Origin of the sequence: Pseudomonas sp. HOU2 (assembly GCF_040729435.1) — a bacterium.
GTDB lineage: Bacteria > Pseudomonadota > Gammaproteobacteria > Pseudomonadales > Pseudomonadaceae > Aquipseudomonas.
Genome location: NZ_CP160398.1, coordinates 5,852,259 through 5,867,592, shown reverse-complemented (window position 1 = coordinate 5,867,592; position 15,334 = coordinate 5,852,259). Strand labels below are relative to the sequence as shown.

Annotated in this window: 9 protein-coding genes; 8 read left to right on the top strand and 1 reads right to left on the bottom strand. The window is 62.4% G+C overall.

Annotated features, from left to right (window positions below):
* Positions 1 to 5 precede the first annotated feature (5 nt).
* From ABV589_RS26460 to ABV589_RS26440, 5 genes are read left to right on the top strand one after another with little or no spacing between them, the layout of a single operon-like run.
* A complete protein-coding gene (locus tag ABV589_RS26460; protein ID WP_007968586.1) occupies positions 6 to 950 on the top strand; it encodes a DUF58 domain-containing protein in 945 nt (314 codons plus the stop codon).
* Complete coding sequence (locus ABV589_RS26455; protein ID WP_027613095.1) at positions 947 to 1,444, top strand: DUF4381 domain-containing protein; 498 nt, start codon at positions 947 to 949, stop codon at positions 1,442 to 1,444. The genes ABV589_RS26460 and ABV589_RS26455 overlap by 4 nt, the downstream gene beginning before the upstream one ends.
* Positions 1,437 to 2,516 (top strand): VWA domain-containing protein, encoded by a 1,080-nt coding sequence (locus tag ABV589_RS26450; protein ID WP_367084274.1) that lies wholly within the window; start codon positions 1,437 to 1,439, stop codon positions 2,514 to 2,516. Before ABV589_RS26455 ends, ABV589_RS26450 begins: the two co-directional genes overlap by 8 nt.
* Complete coding sequence (locus ABV589_RS26445; protein WP_367084273.1) at positions 2,513 to 4,249, top strand: tetratricopeptide repeat protein; 1,737 nt, start codon at positions 2,513 to 2,515, stop codon at positions 4,247 to 4,249. The genes ABV589_RS26450 and ABV589_RS26445 overlap by 4 nt, the downstream gene beginning before the upstream one ends.
* Positions 4,246 to 5,883, top strand: a complete 1,638-nt coding sequence (locus tag ABV589_RS26440) for a BatD family protein (protein WP_367084272.1) — start codon at positions 4,246 to 4,248, stop codon at positions 5,881 to 5,883. The genes ABV589_RS26445 and ABV589_RS26440 overlap by 4 nt, the downstream gene beginning before the upstream one ends.
* An 88-nt stretch (positions 5,884 to 5,971) precedes the next feature.
* Here the strand turns inward: ABV589_RS26440 and ABV589_RS26435 are convergent, their stop codons facing one another.
* Positions 5,972 to 9,592 carry a hypothetical protein gene (locus ABV589_RS26435; RefSeq protein WP_367084271.1) on the bottom strand — a complete coding sequence of 1,207 codons (3,621 nt, stop codon included), beginning with the start codon at positions 9,590 to 9,592 and terminating at the stop codon, positions 5,972 to 5,974.
* Positions 9,593 to 9,854: 262 nt separating this feature from the next.
* Between ABV589_RS26435 and ABV589_RS26430 the strand changes: the two genes are divergently transcribed.
* Genes ABV589_RS26430 through ABV589_RS26420 form a run of 3 tightly spaced genes read left to right on the top strand, consistent with a single transcriptional unit; the run spans position 9,855 to position 15,318 of the window.
* On the top strand, positions 9,855 to 11,099 hold the full coding sequence (locus ABV589_RS26430) for an exonuclease SbcCD subunit D C-terminal domain-containing protein (RefSeq protein WP_367084270.1): 1,245 nt from the start codon (positions 9,855 to 9,857) through the stop codon (positions 11,097 to 11,099).
* Complete coding sequence (locus ABV589_RS26425; protein ID WP_367084269.1) at positions 11,096 to 14,737, top strand: AAA family ATPase; 3,642 nt, start codon at positions 11,096 to 11,098, stop codon at positions 14,735 to 14,737. The genes ABV589_RS26430 and ABV589_RS26425 overlap by 4 nt, the downstream gene beginning before the upstream one ends.
* Complete coding sequence (locus ABV589_RS26420; protein ID WP_367084268.1) at positions 14,734 to 15,318, top strand: glutathione S-transferase; 585 nt, start codon at positions 14,734 to 14,736, stop codon at positions 15,316 to 15,318. The genes ABV589_RS26425 and ABV589_RS26420 overlap by 4 nt, the downstream gene beginning before the upstream one ends.
* The last annotated feature ends 16 nt before the right edge of the window (positions 15,319 to 15,334 follow it).

Below are 15,334 nucleotides of genomic sequence, written 5' to 3'. Positions count from 1 at the left end.
CCCCCATGAACGTCCCCCTGCCGTCCGAACCGGGCATCCGCATCAGCCTCACCGACCTGATCGAGATGCGCCACCGTGTGCGCGAAGTGCAGCTGTTTTCCACGCCGAGCCAGCGCAGCCCGCTGATCGGCCTGCATCACTCGAAATTCCGCGGGCGCGGCGTCGACTTCGATCAGGTGCGGGTCTACCAGGCCGGCGACGACGTGCGCACCATCGACTGGCGCGTCACCGCGCGCACCCAGGAGCCGCACACCAAGCTGTTCCATGAGGAACGCGAGCGACCGATTTTCATCATGGTCGAGCAAAGCACGCGGCTGTTTTTCGGTTCCGGGCTGATGTTCAAGTCGGTGCTCGCGGCGCAAGCGGCGGCGCTGATCGGCTGGGCCGCACTGGGGCACAACGACAGGGTCGGCGGGCTGGTGTTCGGCGATAACGAGCATTACGAAATCAAACCGCGCCGCAGCAAGCAGAGCCTGCTGCAATTGCTCAACCGTCTGGTGAAGGTCAATCAATCGCTGCACAGCGAACGCGAACCGGACCGCGATGCCCTCGGCGCAGCGCTGCGCCGGGCGCGTGAGGTGCTGCGCCCGGGCAGTCTGGTGATCGTGATCTGCGACGAGCGCGCGCTGTCCGACAGCGCCGAGCAGCAATTGAGTCTGCTATCGCGCCATTGCGACCTGCTGATGCTGCCGCTGTCCGATCCGCTGGACCACGCCCTGCCCGCCGCCGGGCTTTTACGCTTCGCCGAACGCGGCGCGCAGCTGGAACTCGACACCCTCAATTTCGATCTGCGCCAGACCTATCGCGCTCAGGCCGAAGCCCGTATAGCCCGTTGGGAATTGCTCGCGCAGAAACTACGGGTGCTGCTGATGCCGCTAAGCACGCAAAGCGAAATGGTCGAGCAGATGCGCGAGTTCCTCAATCCGCAGCGTCCGGGGAGCAGTCGATGAACGGCCTCGAGCAACTGCAACCGTTGATTTCCCCGCCGCCCATCGACTTCTGGCCACCAGCGCCGGGCTGGTGGCTGCTGCTGTTATTGCTGCCGTTGCTCGGGTTCGCGGTGTGGCGCTTGCGCCGGTTCATTCCGATCAAGAAACGCCCGATCGTGCGCGCCGAACAGCCGCTCGACCCCGTGCGCATCGCCGCGCTGGCCGAACTGGCCCAGATGCCCAAACCCTACGACGGCGCACCGGCCGGGGCCTGGTTGCAGCAGCTCAACGGCCTGCTCAAACGCCTGTGCCGCAACCACTACCCTTACAGTCAGAGCCACACATTGAATGGCCGCAAATGGCTGGCATTTCTCGACAACCGCTGCCCGGCCGCCGGCCTGACGCGCTGGATGGTGCTGGTCGAAGGCGCCTACAAACCCGAATGCAAGCTCGACGACAAAGCCATCGCCGGCCTGACCCAAGCCGTCGACACTTGGATTCGCAAGCATGTTTGAGTTCGCCTGGCCGTGGATCTTCGTGCTGCTGCCACTGCCGTGGCTGATGCGTCTGGTGTTGCCGGTGGCCGACAGCGGCGAGCCGGCGTTGCGCGTGAGTTTCCTCTCCGACCTGGAAGGCCTCGCCCGTCGGCGGGCCAGGGCCAATCTGCCGGCATGGCGTCAGCAAGCGCCGTTCCTGCTGCTGTGGCTGTTGCTGCTGAGCGCCGCAGCGCGCCCGCAATGGCTTGGCGAGCCGTTGCCGATTGCCGCCAGCGGCCGCGATCTGCTGGTGGCGGTGGACGTGTCCGGCTCGATGGACTTCCCCGACATGCAGTGGCAGGACGAAGACGTCAGTCGCTTGTCGCTGGTCCAGCATCTGCTCGGGGATTTCCTTGAAAGCCGTGATGGCGACCGCGTCGGTCTGATCCTGTTCGGCAGTCAGGCCTATCTGCAGGCACCGCTGACTTTCGACCGGCACACCGTGCGCGTCTGGCTCGATGAAGCGCGCATCGGCATCGCCGGCAAGAACACCGCCATCGGCGATGCGATCGGTCTGGCGCTGAAGCGCCTGCGCATGCGTCCGGCACAAAGCCGGGTATTGATTCTGGTCACCGACGGCGCCAACAACGGCGGCGAAATCGATCCGCTGACCGCAGCAAAACTGGCCGCCAGCGAAGGGGTGAAAATCTACCCGATCGGCATTGGCGCGGACCCGGAAGACAGTGGCAGCACCGGCCTGCTCGGGGTCAATCCGAGCCTGGACCTCGACGAGCCGGCGCTCAAAGCGATTGCCGCAGCCACCGGCGGCCAGTACTTCCGCGCCCGCGACGGCAAAGAGCTGCAAGCGATCAGGGAGACCCTCGATCAGCTCGAACCGGTGACCCAGCAACCGACCCAGGCGCGCCCGGCGCAAGCCCTGTATCAGTGGCCGCTGGCGTTGGCCCTGCTGCTGAGCCTGTTGCTGGTCGCCCGCGACTTGTGGCCGGACAACCCGCTGCAACGCCTGTTTACCAAGGAGATGTATCTGCAAAGTCCGTTGCCCGACTGGCGCGAGCGTCTGAAACGCCTGCGTCTGCGGAGGCGCCGATGATCGCGCTCTGGCCGCACTGGTTCCGCCCTTGGTGGCTGCTGCTTCTGCCGCTGCTGGGCTGGCTGCTCTGGCAACTCTGGCACCGGCAGAAACGTGCTGGACGCTGGCAGATGATTCTGCCGCCGGCGTTCCATTCGACCCTGCTCAGCGGTGGCAGCGGGCGCGACAGCAAGCTGCCGTGGGTGGCCCTCGGCGTGGCATGGTTGCTGACCCTCGTCGCCCTGCTCGGGCCGAGCTGGGAACGGGTCGAACAGACCAGCCAGAAACCCGCCGACCCGCTGGTGGTGGTGCTGGAGCTGACCCCGGAAATGCTCGCCACCGACTCACCGCCAACCCGCCTGGAGCAGGCGCGGCGCAAGCTGTTCGATCTGCTGCAGGCGCGCAGCGATGCGCAGACCGCGATCGTCGTCTATGCCGGCAGCGCGCACACCTTGGTGCCGCTGTCGGATGATCTGGCGACCAGCCGCAATCTGCTCGACGCGCTCAAGCCGTCGCTGATGCCAGAAAGCGGCCATCGCGCTGATCTCGGCGTGAGCAAGGCGCTGGCCCTGCTCAAGCAAGGCGCGCTCGGCCAGGGACGGATCCTGCTGATCGGCTCCTCGCTGACCGAAGAGGAACGCCAAGGCATTCGTCGCGCCCTTGGCCAACAATCAGCACAACTGCTGATGCTCGGCATCGGCACAGCTGAGGGCGCACCGATTGCCCAAGAGGACGGCAGTTTCCTCAAGGACGAACAAGGCGCGATCCGCGTACCGCAACTCGACAGCCCGGGCCTTGGTGCATTCCTCGCCAGCGTTGGCGGCGAGTACCACAGTGCGCGGCTGGACGAGAGCGATTTGCGCGCCCTCGGTCTGCTCGACGGCCCCCGTAGCCTGCGCAACGATGGTCAGACCGTGCGCCTCGACACCTGGGCCGATCAGGGTTACTGGCTGTTGCTGCCGCTATTGCTGCTTGCGGCCTGCGCCGGACGGCGTGGCTGGTTGTTCTGCCTGCCATTGCTGCTGTGCCTGCCGCAGCCAAGCTACGCTTTCGACTTTGAAGACCTGTGGCTGCGCCCCGACCAACAGGGCCTGCACCTGCTCAAACAGAGGCGTCCGGCCGAGGCGGCCGAACACTTCGAAGATCACCAGTGGCAAGGGCTGGCGTTGTACGAGGCCGGCGATTACAGTGGCGCCGCTCAGCGTTTCGCCGAAGGCAGCGATGCCCGCGCCCACTACAATCGTGGCAACGCCCTGGCGAAAAGTGGTGAGCTGGAAGCAGCCATCGATGCCTATGAGCAAGCACTGGAACTGCAACCGGACTTGCGCCCGGCGCTGACCAACAAGGCCCTGGTGGAAAACCTGCTCAAGCAGAAGAACACCCCGCCGCCGGCAGAACCGCAGCCACAACCGGCGCAGCCGAACGTGCCCGGCGATGAACCACCGCCGGCGACCGCACCGCCACCGGCAGTCAAAAACGAGACTCCGAGCGAGGCCCAGCCCGGCGAATCGGCCAGCGAACCGCCGCCGACCACCCCGCCGCAACCAGGTCCCAACGAGGTGCCGGGCCTCGACGAGGCGGAAGAAACGGACACTGTGCCGACGCTGCGCCCGAGCGAGGACAACCTCGAAGGCGAGCAGCGTCAGGCGCTGGAACAATGGCTGGGCAAAATCCCCGACGACCCGGGCGAACTGCTGCGACGCAAATTCTGGTACGAACAGCAACAACATCAGGATCAGGAAAAAACTCGATGACCCGTTTCACCGCTCTGTTGCTGCCCCTGCTGCTCTGCACGACCACCGCTCAGGCGGCCGAGCTGACGGCCAGCGTGGATCGCAGTCGCCTGAACTCCGGCGAGACGGTCGAACTCACCCTCGAAACCAGCGACGTCACCCAGTTCGGCAAACCCGACCTGACGCCGCTGGAGCCTTTGTTCGAGGTGCGTGGCACGCGCCAGGTCAACCAGTTGAACACCCTCAATGGCGACAACCGCGCCACCACGCGCTGGATCATCACCCTGCTGCCCAAAGAGAACGGCAGCGTGATCATTCCGCCGCTGCAACTGGGTGATGTGCAGAGCCAGCCGATCACCGTGCAAGTGGTCGAGAGCGACATCCGCGAAGAGAAGAACAACCCGGCCCCGGTGTTCATCGAGGCCAGCCTCGACCAGTCCAGCGTCTATGTGCAGGCTCAGGCGATCCTGACGTTGCGCATCTATCACTCGGTGTCGCTGTACGACGACAGCAGCCTGACCCCGCTGCAGATCGCCGACACGCGCATCGAGCAACTGGGCGATACGCGCACCTACGAAAAAGACATCAACGGTGTGCGCCATGGCGTGATCGAGATGCGCTATGCGATCTATCCGCAGCACAGCGGCTTGCTGCTCATTGCCCCGCAGACGTTCAGCGCCACGTTGGTCGACACCCAGCCGGCCCAGGACGCGACCGTGCAGGGCCCGAAACCGGGCAAGCTGTTGCGGGTCAATTCCGCCGAGATCGCCCTGACGGTCAAACCGAAACCGCTGACCTACCCGGCCGATGCGCCGTGGCTGCCCGCACGCAGCCTGAGCCTGAGCGAAAGCTGGAACCCTGAGCCGGATCATCTTCAGGTCGGCGACTCCCTGACCCGCAGCCTGACGCTAAAAGCCGAAGGCCTGGCCAGTTCGCAGTTGCCGGCCCTGCCCGCCACCGAGGCCAACGGCCTGCGCCGCTACCCGGATCAACCGGTGCTGAGCAACCAGAGCGACGAGCGCGGCCTGATCGGCAGCCGTGAAGAACGCGAAGCGCTGGTGCCCAGCCGCAGCGGCGCGATCGAGTTGCCGACCGTCGACGTGATCTGGTGGAACACCTTCGAAGATCATCTGGAACACACCAGCCTGCCGGCGCGCACCCTGCAAGTGGCGACCAACCCGAGCCTGCAGGTCGACACCCCGGCCGGCACCCTGCAAGTGAACGCCGTCGATAACGACGTGTTGTGGTGGTGGAAACTCAGCACCCTGATCCTCGCCTGCACCACCCTGCTCGGCTTCGGCCTGTGGTGGCGTGCAAGATGGCAACCGGCGGTGCACCGCGCCGCGCAAACCGGGCCGAGCCCGCGCACGTTGCTGGACGACATCAAGCGGGCGTGCCAGGCCAACGATCCGCAAGCGACCCGGCAGGCACTCGATGCTTGGGCGCGACAGCAGCCGGAGACTTTGGCGGATATGGCGGCGCGCTTCGTACCGCTTTCCGACGCCCTCGACGGGCTCAATGGCGCGTTGTACAGCGAGACCGGGCAGCATTGGCAAGGCGAGGATTTGTGGCGGGCGATTCGTACGATTCCGGCGGCCGAGCGGGTGCAGGATCCGGTGGGTGACAGCGGGTTGCCGCCGCTTTATCCGAAGTAAACAGCAAAAGATCGCAGCCTGCGGCAGCTCCTACAGGGATCACGTGTGGGAGCTGCCGCAGGCTGCGATCTTTCAGGTATTGACGCTGCTATGACGTTTGTTCAGTTTCTGCCGCTTCAAGCAATCGCGTCTCACGCATGCCCAAACCACGGGACAGCGCGGTAGCTTCGTAGAAGATTTTGCCGTTGAGTTGGTCGGCGACGGCATCGCTGTCACCGCCGGCCGGACCACGCCCCCAGGTCACGACTTCGCCGCTGGAGGTCAGTGCGGCGAAGGCATGGGTGTTGCCATAAATGGCGCGGACGTTGATCAATCTGGCCGCAATGGCCTCCGGGATTTCACCACCTCGATCAGCATATCCCCAGGCTACAACAGTACCGTTGGCCCGCAGCGCGGCAAAAGCATATTCCGCGCATACCACCTGTACGACGTCAGTCAGTAATGCGACCGGTGTTGGGACTGCCTGACGCCCCCATCCCACGACACGCCCGCTGCTGAGCAGTGCGACGAATGATCCACTGTTACCCGTTACCGTGCGGATGTCTGTCAATAAGGCGATCGGCTCAGGAACGCTTGCGCCACTTGCAGAGTACCCCCAAGCAACAACGCTGCCATTGCTGCGTCGTGCGGCAAAGGCTGCTTCGGTCCCGCTCAGTTCCACAATGTCTGTAAGCATTTCGATCCTGTTAGGCACTAATCCCCCGTAAGAGTAGGGTCCCCAAGCCACCACTGAACCATTAGCACGCAGGGCTGCGAAGACATAAGCGCTAGCGACTATATCAACGATGTCAGTCAATACCGCGATGGACTCCGGCAAATTACCTCCGTAGCTTTGGTCTCCCCAAGCCACTACCGAACCATTAGCTCGTAGCGCAGCAAAGGCGTAGAGGTTGCCAATCACTCTGACGACATCCCTCAGTGTAGCTACCGGCTCTGGAAGTGCTGCACCCGCAGTTGAGCTTCCCCACGCCACCAGGCTCCGATCGCGACGTAGCGCAACAAACACATAACCGTTGCCGCTTACCGCTTCGATATCCCGCAAAAGACTGATGGGTTCCGACACAACTCCTCCGTTTCCACTCAGCCCCCAAGCCACTACCGCACCAGTGGCCTGACGTGCCGCGAAGGCATAACCGCAAGCACTCAGCGATATGGCATCGGATATGTCCGGTAACGAGTTCCCCAAATTTCCACCACGATCAGGCTTACCCCATGCCACCAGGGTTCCACGCTCAGTCCGCGCCGCAAAGGCCGCGTTGTTTGCTGCCTGGCCGGAAATAAAATTACCGTTCCCGCACAGGTTCTGCGGATTGATCGTCACCTGATCATCACTGATCCGCACATGCAGCAGCCGGTCCGGCCGAGTGTCACGGAACGTCGTACCACTGACCTCGCCCTCCTCGCCGTTATAACGCCACCAGGCCTTGACCGGCTGCCGGGTGGTTGCATCCAGTGCGGTCAACCACGCAGTCCCGCCGCCATAAATCTGGTAATTACCCCGCGAGCGCGCGCCCATCACCAGCAAGCGTCCCGTTCCCAACGAAACACGCACGTCATAAACCGCCACGCGCGAATACTGGCGACCACCGGTCTGACGCACCACGGTGCAGTCCAGCGAGATCTCCCGCCCGACGTTGGCCAACACCACCGACCTCGGAACGGTCACCAGCTTGTCGCGCCCCGCTTCTCCGCTCTCCACGCTAAACGGCACGATGGCCGTACCACCTCCCGGTGTTCCTATCCAGCGGATTTCACCGCTGTCACCGACCCTTAATCCGTACGCAGCGGCGAGACGCAAGGTCGCGCCGACACCTGGCACCGCACTTATATCGATCTGGTCGCCGCGCGCGCCGTCAATTGAGGGCGGATCAAAATCCAGCAAAGCATTGCCAACGCGTAACGTCAGAGGGAGCGAGTAACCCAGGGTTTTGTTGTTACGGACAATAAAGTAATCAATGACGATCCGGCGATTGAGGTTGTTGGTCACAAACTGTTTAGGCACCGTGAACGGCACTTCCTTACCCGCCGTTTGCGAGGTAAGACGCAGTGAGCCACTGGTGCTGCCGTTACCGACCGAACCGCGCCACCGATAATGCACTTCGTCGTCGACCTGGGTTTCGAGGTGCGTTGCAATCAATTTACAACCCAAGGGTGGTACCGCATCCGGATCTATCAATGAAGTACCGGGTACTGCTTCTTGCACCCGCGGTGACGAGAACAAAGGCAGCGCCTCGCCGACTTGCATGACAAACGGATACGATTCGCGGACGTTGAAAATCGACTCATCGTCGTTGGCAACGGTGTAAAACACCGACACCTGCAAGCCGTCGAAACGCTGGATCTCGGTGCTTATGACATTGCGCAATACCGGCTCGCCATCCGGCACGTCGCCCACCGGCATGGCCTCTTCGTAATGAACGGTACCGCCGCCGGGACGTGTGGCTTCCCAGATCAGTTTCAGCAGATCGCTGGATCGACGTCCGGGATACCACGGACATTCCACCGTCGCCCAACGCAAATCAGGATCAAGATAACCCTCGGGAGCCTCGACAACGGCAGGCGCGGGCAGACGCTCGATGGCCCCGGAGACACTGACACTGGCGTTCTTCGATGGCCGGTCCAGAGTCCCTTCGCGTTTCAACAGATAAGAGACACTGGCACGCCCCATGGCGATCGCCCGCACGATCGCATTAGGCACACTGAACGGGACCGCGACCCCCACCCGAACCACCGGCAATTCGGCTGGTTCATAAATCACCGGAGTGCCTTCTGCCGGTATGCCGAACCACTTCAGGGCAATTTTGTCATTGACTTTGAAGGCACTTCCCGCCGTGTTGACAATGACCTCAACGTCCTCCTCGCCCAACTCTTCGAGATCAATGATATCGGTATCAGGATCGGCGGAAATCACAATGGCAGGATCGAGCCGGTTCTGTTTCAGATCGACCAGAATGTAGGTGGTTACCGCCCAAGGTGAACGCTCATCCGGATAATTGCCGCATTCGTCGATGACCTGATAGGTAACCGCAATCCTGGCGCCGTCCCCGGCGTCCTCCAGCGTCTTTGCATCGACCATGACCACCAGCGGGTTGTTCAGCGGGTCGTCAATGTGACGCTGTTCGACCTTCGTGACGAGTTCCTCGGACCCCCATGTCAAGCGGATGAGGTCGTTCTTGCGCATGAACTCGTAGGGAAGAATGGTGATCGGTATGCCCTGCGCAGCCTCATCCGGGCCGACGCCATCATCAATGATTGCCTGGGGAATGGAATATCGCAGACCTTGATGGCCCGGTTCGCCGATATCACTATCGAAGCCACCGGGCCGATCGAGTTTCACCAATACGCTCAGCAATGGTCGCGAGTCCTCACCCTCCCCCCCCCCGGGTCTTGTCACACGATAGAACACCGGATGCGTATCACCGCGCACGATGAAGGATTCGTTGATATTGCCTGTCACCCGTCGATTCAGATCATCCTTGTCAATTGACTTGCTCCACACCGCACTCAGCGAGTTGCCCCAAAAGATCTCGAGATAGTCGTCGACCGACATGGATAACCATGGATCGATAGAAAATCTCAACCCACCCTCTACGGCTCGCACCGGAACACCATAGTCGTAATCTTCTATAGACGATGTCGCATTGGGCAGGAACAGAGGGAAAAGGGCCATTGGACCTTCAGGATCGTTCCTTTCGTATTCAGTCGTCATGAGCGTTCTCCGCAATGGAATGTTGGCTGCTCGACACTGCTTGAACCCTTCAGGCACCAGCAACTGTCAGATCTGACAGTTGCGACAAGCGGTTAAGCCGGTTCGAACGATGAATGGGCCAGACGCCGCGAGACCCGCGCACTGGATTTGCTTGATCGCCACAACAAGCCCTCACTCTCCAATAATCTGTAAACTCCCCCCTCTTCAGCCGCCCATCATTTCCTCGCGGCCATCACCTCTTTTAATTGATGCGGAGTCCACCTTGCGTCTGTTCCACACCTCCGACTGGCACCTTGGGCAAAACCTGCACGGCCAGGAGCGCGATTTCGAGCATGCGTGCTTTCTCGAATGGCTGCTGCGCCAACTGCAACTGGCGCAGCCGGATGTGCTGCTGATCGCCGGGGACATTTTTGACACGGTCAACCCGCCGGTCAAAGCCCAGGAACGCCTCTACGATTTCATCGTCAGCGCCCACGAGCAGCAGCCGTTGCTGACCATCGTGATGATCGCCGGCAACCATGATTCCGGCTCGCGCATCGAACTGCCTGCGCCGTTGATGCGCCGTTTGCGCACCCATGCGCTGGGTCGCGTGTTGTGGCTGGATGACGGCCAGCTCGATGCCGAACGCTTGCTGCTGCCGTTGCCGAATGCCCAAGGCGAGATCGCCGCGTGGTGCCTGGCGCTGCCGTTCCTGCGTCCGGCGGAAGTGACCGGTGCGCATCTGGGCGACGACTATCTGCGTGGCATTGGCCAGGTGCATGAATGGCTGATCGAAGCGGCGAATGCCAAGCGCAAACCCGGCCAGGCACTGGTCGCCATCAGCCACGCGCACATGGCTGGCGGCTCGGTCTCGGAAGACTCCGAGCGCAGTCTGATCATCGGTAACGCCGAAGCGCTGCCCGCCAGCCTGTTCGGGCCGAGCATCAGTTACGTCGCCCTCGGCCATTTGCACAAGCCGCAGAAGGTCAACGGTGAAGAACGCATCCGCTACAGCGGCTCGCCGATCCCATTGTCGTTCTCGGAAATCGGTTATCAGCACCAGATTCTCGACGTCACCCTCGACGGCGAAACCCTGGTCAGCGTCGAACCGAAACTGATTCCAAGGTCGGTCAACCTGCAACGCATCGGCCCGGCACCGCTGGCGGAGATCCTGCTGCAATTGGCCGACCTGCCGAATATCGATCTGCTCGCTGAAACCCAGCGCCAGCCATGGCTGGAAGTGCGCGTGACCCTCGACGAGCCGCAGCCGGACTTGCGCCATCAAGTGGAAAACGCCCTGCAAGGCAAAGCCGTGCGCCTGGTGCGCATTGCCGCCGAATACGCCGGCAACCGTGGCGCCGATGGCAGCGACGACGGCAGCGCACTGGTCGAACTGGATCAGCTCACCCCGCAAGAATTGTTCAGCCGTGCCTGGCTCGACAACTACGGCAACGAGGTCGATGAACAGACGCTCAAGGACTTCGCCGAACTGCTGCAGGACGTACAGATGGAGGGCGAGCAGCCATGAAGATTCTCGCCATTCGCTTGAAAAACCTCGCCTCGCTGGCCGGGCCGTTCGAAATCGACTTCACCGCTGAACCACTGGCCAGTGCCGGGCTGTTCGCGATCACCGGGCCGACCGGCGCCGGTAAAAGTACCTTGCTCGACGCGTTGTGCCTGGCGTTGTTTGGCGCCGTGCCGCGTCTGAACAATACTGGCCGCGACGCCAAGGTGCCGGACGCCGACGGTGAAATTGCCACCGGTGACCCGCGCACTTTGCTGCGCCGTGGTACCGGTGAAGGTTATGCGGAAGTGGATTTCGTCGGCGTCGATGGCCGCCGTTACCGGGCGCGCTGGGAAGCCAACCGTGCCCGGGAAAAGGCTGGCGGCAAGTTGCAGATCAGCCGTCAGAGCCTGCGTGACATCGATCAGGATCAACTGCTCGCCAGTCAGAAAGGCGAATACAAAACCCAACTCGAAGCCGCGCTCGGTCTGAACTTCGAACAGTTCACCCGCGCCGTGCTGCTGGCCCAGAGCGAGTTCAGCGCGTTCCTCAAGGCCGACGACAACGACCGCAGCGAACTGCTGGAAAAGCTCACCGACACCGCGCTCTATACCCGCCTTGGCCGGCGCGCGTTCGACAAGACCAAAGAGGCCCGCGAAGCGCACAAGTTGCTGCAGGATCAGGCCACCGGCGTCACTCCGCTGACGCCCGAAGCTCGGGCCGAACTCGATGAGCGTTTCAGCGCTGCCCAGCAACAGTTGAAAGTGCAGCAGGCGCAGCTCAAGCAACTGGAACAACAGCACAGCTGGCTCAAGGATTTGCGTCAGTTGCAGGACGCGCAGCAAGCGGCTGCCGAACAACTGCACAGTGCGCAACATCAGTGGGAAGGTCTGGCCGGCGAGCGCCTGAAGCTGACGCGCCTGGAGCAACTCGCCCCGCAACGCCACCAGTTCGCGCGCAAGACTGAGCTCGATGTGCAGCTGACCCCGTTGGCGGCGCAGATTGCTGCGCACACTCACCAACACGGCGAACTCGGCGAACGCCAGACGCAATTGGAGCAGGCACTCGAGTCGGCGAAAGTCGCCCTCAGCGAAGCGCAGCAGCGCCACAGTGAGAGCGCCCCGCTACTGCGTCAGGCCTTCGACGAGCAAAGCACCCTCGCCCGCCTCGCCAAGGACACCGCCCTCAGCGCCGAGGCCCGGCAAGCCGCCGAGCAGGCCTGCAGTGAGGGCCAGAGCGCGATTCAGACCTTGCAGGATAAACAGGTGCAAGTCGCCGAACGCTTGCAGAAAATCGCCGCCGGACTGGAGCAAAGTGCCGATCTGGCGCCGCTCAGCGATGCGTGGAATGCCTATCGCGATCGCCTGCAACAGCTGATGCTGATCGGCAATCGCCTGAACAAGGGTCAGGCCGAACTGGCGACCCTCGAACAGAATGCCGCGCACAGTGCCGACGCGCTGGCCACGCAAAAGCAGCAACTGGAAGTACTGTTCAAAGAGGCCGGCGCCGAGCCGGATGCCGTCGCCGAGCAGATCGGCATCCTTGGCAATCTGCTGCAGGACAACCGCAAACAACTGCGCGCCATCGAAGACCTGACGCGGCTCTGGGCCAGTCAGCAGGAGCTGGAAAAACGCGGCGCCGAGCTGCAGCAGCGTCTGCTCGACGCGCAGCAAGAGCGCGAACGGCTGACCCAGGACGGGGTGAAAAGCAAAGCCGAACTGACCGTCGCCGAGCAAACCCTCAACGTCACCCGTGAACTGCTCGAACGTCAGCGTCTGGCCCGCAGCGCCAGTGTCGAAGAGTTGCGCGCACAGTTGCAGGACGACCAGCCGTGCCCGGTTTGTGGCAGCCACGAGCACCCGTATCATCAGCCGGAAGCGCTGTTGCAAAGCCTCGGCCGTCATGATGAATCCGAGCAGGCCAGTGCGCAGCAAGCGGTGGATCTGCTCAAGGAAAAACTCACCGAACTGCGCGCTGAAGTCGGCGGCGTGATAGCCCGGCAGAAAGAGCTGCTGCAACAGCAGGAGCAATTGAACGCCCAGCTGCAGGCACTGGCGCCGAGTCTGGAGGCGCATCCGCTGGCGCCTCAGTTACTCAATCAGGATGCCGACAAGCGTGACGCCTGGCTGACCCGGCAAACCGATCAACTGAACCAGAGCATCACGCAGGACGAACAACGCCAGAGCGCCCTGCTCACCCTGCAACAGGACGCGGCGCGCCTGACCCAGCAACTGCGCAACGCCGAAACCGCGCATCAGCAGGCCGCGCAGCACCTGAGCAATCAACAACGCGAGTTGAGCAGCGACCGTCAGCGCCTCGACGAGGAACTCGCTGCGTTCGCCAGCCTGTTGCCGGCCGATACGCTTGCAGCCTTGCGCGTTGAACCGGCGGCGACCTTCATGCAACTGGATCGACAGATTGCCGAGCGTCTGGCGCAGGTCGAGCAGCAGAAGGAAGAATTGGCAGAGCAGCAGCAACGCCAGCAGACGCTGGAGAAGGAACAGGATCGCCAGCTCAGCCGCGTACAGCAGCTGCAAAGCGCCGAGCAGCAATTCGGCGCCCTGGCCACGCAGCAACAGGCCAGTCAGGAAAAACTCGCACAACTGCTGGGCGAACACAGCAGCGCCGAGCACTGGCAGCAGCAACTGGAACAGGCCGTGGAACAGGCGCGCAATGCCGAAACCGGCACCGCCGCGCAGCTGCAGAACGTGCGCACGCAACGGGTGCAGATGGGAGCCGAACTCAAGGCGCAGCAAGAGCGCTTACAGGCACTGCAAAGCGAAGACGACGAACTGACGCAGAAGATTGCCGACTGGCGCGCACGTCATCCGGAGCTGGATGACGGCGGCCTCGAAGACCTGCTGCGTGTCGATGACACGCAGCTCGGCGAATTGCGCCAACGCTTGCAGCACAACGAAAAAGCCATCGAACAGGCCAAGGTGCTGCTGCAGGAACGTGATCAGCGTCTGGCTGATCATCAGGCGCAGCACAATGGCAATCTCGATGCCGAACAACTCGCCAGCGCCCTCGCCGACCTGCAGAACCAGTTCAATCTCAGCGAGCAACAGTGCGCCGAACTGCGCGCCGAACAGGCCGAAGATCAGCGCCGGCAAAACGCCAATCAGGCACTCGCGCAGCAGATCGCCGACGCCTATGCCGAGTACCAGCGCTGGGCGCGCCTGAATGCCTTGATCGGTTCGGCCACCGGCGACACCTTCCGCAAGATCGCCCAGGCCTACAACCTCGACCTGCTGGTGCATCACGCCAACGTGCAGTTGCGCCAACTGGTCAAGCGCTATCGCCTCAAACGCGGCGGCAGCATGCTCGGCCTGCTGGTGATGGATACCGAGATGGGCGACGAATTGCGCTCGGTGCATTCGCTGTCCGGCGGCGAGACCTTTTTGGTGTCGCTGGCTCTGGCGCTGGGGCTGGCATCGATGGCCTCGAGCACGCTGAAAATCGAATCGCTGTTCATCGACGAAGGCTTCGGCAGCCTCGACCCGGAATCGCTGCAACTGGCGATGGATGCCCTCGACGGCTTGCAGGCGCAGGGGCGCAAGGTCGCGGTGATTTCCCACGTGCAGGAAATGCACGAACGGATTCCGGTGCAGATTCAGGTGCAACGCCTGGGCAATGGTTTGAGCACCCTGGAGGTGAAATGAATACGTTGTATTCATTCCGCCGCTGCCCGTACGCGATGCGCGCGCGGATGGCCCTGCGTTATTCGGGCGTGGCGGTGGAGATCGTCGAAGTCAGCCTCAAGGCCAAACCGGCCGAGATGCTGGCGATCTCGCCCAAAGGCACGGTGCCGGTGCTGGATGCGGATGGACAGGTGATTGATGAAAGTCTGGAGATCATGCGCTGGGCGTTGGCACAGAACGATCCGGACAATTGGCTGCTCGGCGGTGATTCACGAATTGCCGAATTGATCGAAGCCAATGATCAAGTGTTCAAAGTGCATTTGAACCGCTACAAATACGCCGAGCGCTATCCCCAGCAGCCGATGGAGGTTTATCGGGCTGAGGGGGCGGTGTTTTTGCAGCGGCTGGATGAGTTGCTGAGGGATCGCGATTACTTGCTGACTGAGCATCCCAGCCTGGCGGATATCGCCCTGCTGCCGTTCGTGCGGCAGTTTGCGCATGTGGATCGCGAGTGGTTTGCGCAGACGCCTTTCGTTCGCTTGCAGGCGTGGCTACCGCGCTTCCTCGAATCCGACCTCTTCACCTCGATCATGAAGAAATAACCCCCTCTTCCTGCTT

Bases quoted from the DNA above. Each gene is read 5' to 3' on its own strand.
- ABV589_RS26460 (WP_007968586.1), top strand. From the start codon at position 6: ATGAACGTCCCCCTGCCGTCCGAACCGGGCATCCGCATCAGCCTCACC.
- ABV589_RS26455 (WP_027613095.1), top strand. From the start codon at position 947: ATGAACGGCCTCGAGCAACTGCAACCGTTGATTTCCCCGCCGCCCATC.
- ABV589_RS26450 (WP_367084274.1), top strand. From the start codon at position 1,437: ATGTTTGAGTTCGCCTGGCCGTGGATCTTCGTGCTGCTGCCACTGCCG.
- ABV589_RS26445 (WP_367084273.1), top strand. From the start codon at position 2,513: ATGATCGCGCTCTGGCCGCACTGGTTCCGCCCTTGGTGGCTGCTGCTT.
- ABV589_RS26440 (WP_367084272.1), top strand. From the start codon at position 4,246: ATGACCCGTTTCACCGCTCTGTTGCTGCCCCTGCTGCTCTGCACGACC.
- ABV589_RS26435 (WP_367084271.1), bottom strand. From the start codon at position 9,592: ATGACGACTGAATACGAAAGGAACGATCCTGAAGGTCCAATGGCCCTT.
- ABV589_RS26425 (WP_367084269.1), top strand. From the start codon at position 11,096: ATGAAGATTCTCGCCATTCGCTTGAAAAACCTCGCCTCGCTGGCCGGG.
- ABV589_RS26420 (WP_367084268.1), top strand. From the start codon at position 14,734: ATGAATACGTTGTATTCATTCCGCCGCTGCCCGTACGCGATGCGCGCG.